The following is a 4,770-nucleotide window of genomic DNA, read 5'->3' as shown; positions in this document are numbered from 1 at the left end:
GTTACAGCCATTGCCAATCCCAAGGGCTGGGCCTTTTTCATTGCACTGCTGCCACCCTTTATCGACAGCAAACTGCCATTGGCGCCTCAGCTGACCGCGTTGATCCTTATTATCCTTGGCCTGGAGTTTCTCTGCCTGCAGCTTTATGCCCATGGTGGCAAAACGCTACGCAAGGCCCTGAAGCAGGGCGGTGGTGTGCGAACGGTTAACCGCGTGGCTGGCAGCCTGATGATACTGGTTGGCGTGTGGCTGGCGTTTGGCTAGCCATGTTGGGCAAAAGGCTCAGTTGCTCGCATACCGCTCGTGGAGGATACCCACCCGTTCCACGTAGGCGCGGGTCTCGGCATAGGGTGGTATGCCACCATGGCGACCGACAGCACCGGGGCCAGCATTGTAGGCAGCCGTTGCCAGCCTGATATCACCGTCGAAGCGTTTGAGCATGCGGGCCAGGTAATCGACGCCGCCGCGAATGTTTTCCGGGGCCACCATGGCATTTCGAACACCCAGCTCCTCTGCGGTGGCAGGCATAAGCTGCATAAGTCCCTGGGCGCCCTTGGGTGACAGGGCTTTATCGTTGAACGCGGATTCCGCGTGGATCACGGCTCTTACAAGGGCCGGGTCCACGTTAAAATCGCTGGCGGCGGTTCTGATTTCATCCCTATAAGGTTTCAGGAACAACGGCGTGGTACGCCAGTTCACATTGGAGTCCGGGTCGCAGGCGTAGCAATGAAAGCGAATGACCTCGAAATCTGCGCCGGCGGGCCGGTTGCCACTGTAAGCAACCACGCCATTATCGTCCCGATACCGGTAGACCACTTCATCCCGGGTAGAAGCCTTTTCCTCACTGCTGCCTTTTACGTTGGTGTATTCAACCGTTCCATCCGGGTGGACAATACGTTTGATACTGTCCGCCATCCCCGGCATGGAGAATGCCAGTAGCAGAAGGGTCAGCGCTGAAGCGAAGAGGTTTTTGCCGCTTGTCATTGTTTGCTCTTGGACTGCAGGATCAACAGGGCTGGCTGCAATCAACAGACTGAAGCCCAGAACTGATTATACGGCTATATATCGTTGAAGAAACCGCAATGTCTGTCGGAAAAGTGTTACTTTTCCAGTATAGCCGGCCAGTTCTCATTATTGGCGTATTCCGGGGGTGCAGGTGCCCATTGATCATTCTTCAGGCAACATTGTTCTTATCGGTATGCCCGGCAGTGGGAAAAGTACGGTCGGGGTTCTACTCGCCAAGCGGTTGGGGCTGGGGTTCATTGATACCGACCTGCTGATTCAGCAGGAGGCCGGTCGCACCCTGCAGGACATCGTAGATGTTGATGGTTATCAGGCACTGCGGGGAATAGAAGAGCAGGTACTGCTCAAGCTGGACGTTCATCGTCAGGTGATCTCCACTGGAGGCAGTGCCGTTTATAGCGAGCGGGCAATGCACCATCTGAAAAGCGCTGGCATTGTGGTGTTTCTTGATATCCCGTTGCATACGGTGTTGGAGCGTATCGGGGATTACAGCGCGAGGGGCATTTCCCGGCGTCCGGACCAGTCGCTGGAGGAGCTGTTTTCGGAGCGTTTTGAGCTTTATTCCCGCTTTGCGGATGTCGTCATCAATTGCGTGGGCAGAAATCAGGAAGAAGTCTGTGACGTCGTTGCGGCAGCGATGGCAAAGGTCAGGTAAGCTCGGTTCGTCACTATCGCCAACTGTGCCGGTCTTTGATGCGGTTTTCTGTGTCTGTTTTGTTTGCCATTGACGGTATACAGTAAGCAAAACAAAACTTGTCTGCCTTACGGTTACCGTATGCCCCCGATTTTTTACTCATTTTTTGTGCCTGCCCTGTTTGTCTGGTTGTGGAGCACGGGTTTTATTGGCGCCAAATTCGGCTTGCCGTTCGCCGAGCCTTTTACACTCCTGCTGATACGCATGCTGTTCACACTGGCGCTGCTCAGTGTGCTCGCCTGGTTCATGAAAACCCGCTGGCCCGGGTGGCGTGGGGCGGGGCACCTGGCGGTAACGGGACTGCTGGTGCATGGCTGTTATCTGGGCGGTGTCTATTACGCCATCCAGGGTGGCATGCCTTCGGGAATCATCTCGCTGATCGTTGGCCTGCAGCCACTGGTGACTTCGGCGGTGGCTATCGTGGTACTCAAGGAAAGTGTCTCGTCCCGGCAATGGCTGGGGCTGGCACTGGGCATGGTAGGCGTGACGCTGGTGTTGCTGGAGAAGTTCGGCGGTGGCACATCCACCTCGGCGTTCCCGTTGTGGACGCTGATCTGGGCAGCGCTTTCTCTTGGTGGCATTTCCCTGGGTACCGTGTACCAGAAGCGTAATGGCACTCAGGCGGATCTGGTCGCCGGCACCTTTATTCAATACAGCGCAGCGGCCACGTTTTTTGCAGTTGGCGCCTTTCTATTCGAGACCCGCGAGGTGGAATGGGCCCCGCCATTGATATGGTCGATGATCTGGCTGGTGTTCGGCGTCTCCATCGGCGCCATCCTGCTGTTGATGTGGCTGATACGCCGTGGCGCGGCTTCACAGGTGGCGAGTCTGTTCTACCTGGTGCCTCCGGTTACAGCACTGGAAGCTTACTGGCTTTTCGACGAGACGCTGGGCTTGCTTGCGATGGTCGGGGGTGCCATCTCGATTACCGGCGTCGCCCTGGTGGTAACCCAGCGCAAACAAGCGTCTTGATCCCTATTATCGCCCGACGTTGGTATGGCGCAGATCGAAGGCTGGCGCCCCGAAAATGAACCCGTCCTTCACAATTCAGGGAAGCAGGTCACACAATGCTCAACGGAATCTGGCTGGGGTTTTTCCTGGTAGCCTTTGCGGCGGCGCTGTGGCAATGGCTGGGCATGGGCGATACCGAAGTGTTCAGCCGCCTGGTTGCGGCCATGTTCGACATGGCAGAGCTGAGTGTGGAAATCATACTGGTGCTGGTAGGGACCATGACCCTGTGGCTCGGCTTCCTTGCCATCGCCGAGAAAGCCGGATTGATCCAGCTGATGGCGAAGGTGCTTGACCCCCTGTTCCGCAGGCTGATGCCGGAAGTACCCAGTGGCCATCCGGCCCAGGGGCACATCACCATGAACTTTGCCGCCAACATCCTGGGCCTGGACAACGCAGCTACCCCCATCGGCATCAAGGCCATGCATTCGCTGCAGGAGCTGAACCCGAGCCAGGATACGGCCAGTAACGCCCAGATTCTGTTTCTGGTTCTCAATACTTCATCGCTGACCCTCCTGCCAGTGACTATTTTTATGTACCGGGCGCAGCAGGGAGCGGCAGAGCCGACATCGGTGTTCCTGCCAATTCTGTTGGCAACCACGGCCTCAAGCCTGGTGGGGCTGCTGAGCGTGTCCCTGATGCAGCGGCTGAAACTCTGGCATCCGGTGGTGCTGGCTTATCTCCTTGCTGGGGCAGCGGCGCTGGGGCTGCTGCTGGCAACACTGGCGAGCATGTCGGCACAGGCTCTTGCTGCCACCTCGACGCTGGTAGGCAATCTAACGCTGTTTGGTATTGTTATCAGCTTCCTTCTGATCGGTGCCCTGAGGAAGGTGAACGTTTACGACACTTTTATCGAGGGAGCGAAAGAAGGCTTCAGTTTCACCGTTTCGCTGCTTCCGTTCCTGGTGGCCATGCTGGTGGCCATAGGCGTTCTGCGGGCCAGCGGTGTTCTGGATGCGTGTCTGGAGGGCATTCGCTGGGTGATTCAGGGGCTGGGATGGGATACCGGATTTATTGAGGCATTGCCCACGGCCTTTATGAAACCACTGTCTGGCAGTGGCGCCCGCGCCATGATGATTGAAACCATGGATACCTTCGGGGTGGACAGTTTCCCCGCGCTCATGGCGGCCACCATGCAGGGCAGTACCGAAACCACTTTTTACGTGCTGGCAGTGTATTTCGGTGCCGTCGGCATCCGCAAAATCCGCCATGGCCTTGGTTGTGCGCTGCTGGCGGATTTTGCCGGAGTGCTGACGGCTATCCTGGTGTGCTACTGGTTCTTCGGCTAGAAGGTGGTTGCCAGCACGGAGCCCATTTTTTTATGGCCCAGTGAGTCGTCGAAATCCGTTCCCTGCCAGGCCGGATGGCCGGCAATCATTACCAGGGGCACTACGCCATCGGTGCGGTTAACCAGTTGTTCATGCTGGAATTCCTCCCGGTACTGGCGTCTCACGGTGCTGTTATGGTCCATACGGCGCAGCGCGGAGGGGTCCACCAGGATCAGGTCTGCCTGGTCACCGACCTCGATACTGCCACCCTTGACGCCAAATACCCGGGCGGGATCCTGGGTAAGGCGGCGTATCATATAGGCCACGTCCATATCGCCGCCGTCTGATGCCAGTTTCAGGGCCCGCAGGTTGCCGTCGTAAAATGCCATGTTTGTCAGGTGGGCGCCGCTGTCGTTGAAGCCCGGCAATAGCTGGCGGTCCATAAGCAGGTCCCGCACCATTCGCTCGTCCCGGTTGGCGGAGATGGTGTACCAGCTCAGGTCTCGATCGAAGGCCCGCAGCATGGCCAGCACGAAATCGCCTTCGTCCTTCACCTGCGTAAAGTAGTCCTTCAGCAGACCTTTTTCGGCATCGCTGCACTCAAGGCGTTTTCCTGCGTTCATGGCTTTAACGCGAGTCAAAACTTCAGCAAACGTTTTGCCTTCCCAGTCCTTCAGAGGGCAGACGTCGATGGTCATGTCCTCGAGGCTACGGTTGAAAGCGTAATCCTCAAGGCGCACCAGCCGCTTCAGGCGCTTGACGCCAAAACCGGTCTTG

The 4,770-nt window shown here is 57.4% G+C and carries 6 protein-coding genes; 4 read left to right on the top strand and 2 right to left on the bottom strand.

The annotated features are described in order from the left end of the window. On the top strand, positions 1-264 hold a 264-nt coding region (locus ACESMB_RS14720; protein ID WP_372971954.1), incomplete at its 5' end, for a LysE family translocator. An 18-nt stretch (positions 265-282) separates the two neighbouring features. Here the strand turns inward: ACESMB_RS14720 and ACESMB_RS14715 are convergent. Beyond that, entirely contained in the window at positions 283-984 is a 702-nt protein-coding gene (locus ACESMB_RS14715; protein WP_372927676.1) for a lytic transglycosylase domain-containing protein, read from the bottom strand. A 214-nt stretch (positions 985-1,198) separates the two neighbouring features. Between ACESMB_RS14715 and ACESMB_RS14710 the strand changes: the two genes are divergently transcribed. From ACESMB_RS14710 to ACESMB_RS14700, 3 genes are all read left to right on the top strand, one after another. Beyond that, the gene (locus ACESMB_RS14710) at positions 1,199-1,678 is read left to right on the top strand and encodes a shikimate kinase (RefSeq protein ID WP_372927679.1); all 480 of its coding nucleotides are present in this window, start codon (positions 1,199-1,201) and stop codon (positions 1,676-1,678) included. 120 nt (positions 1,679-1,798) lie between these two features. Beyond that, entirely contained in the window at positions 1,799-2,689 is an 891-nt protein-coding gene (locus tag ACESMB_RS14705) for a DMT family transporter (protein WP_372927677.1), read from the top strand. Positions 2,690-2,784: 95 nt separating this feature from the next. Beyond that, complete coding sequence (locus ACESMB_RS14700) at positions 2,785-4,014, top strand: nucleoside recognition domain-containing protein (protein ID WP_372971953.1); 1,230 nt, start codon at positions 2,785-2,787, stop codon at positions 4,012-4,014. Here ACESMB_RS14700 and ACESMB_RS14695 read toward each other — a convergent pair. After that, positions 4,011-4,770 (bottom strand): amidohydrolase family protein (locus ACESMB_RS14695; RefSeq protein WP_372971952.1); only part of this gene is annotated, 760 nt, incomplete at its 5' end. The genes ACESMB_RS14700 and ACESMB_RS14695 overlap by 4 nt on opposite strands.

Origin of the sequence: Marinobacter sp., assembly GCF_041686475.1 — a bacterium.
Taxonomy (GTDB): Bacteria; Pseudomonadota; Gammaproteobacteria; order Pseudomonadales; family Oleiphilaceae; genus Marinobacter.
The sequence above is the reverse complement of the archived record's forward strand: the minus strand, read 5'-3'. Positions and strand labels throughout refer to the sequence as shown.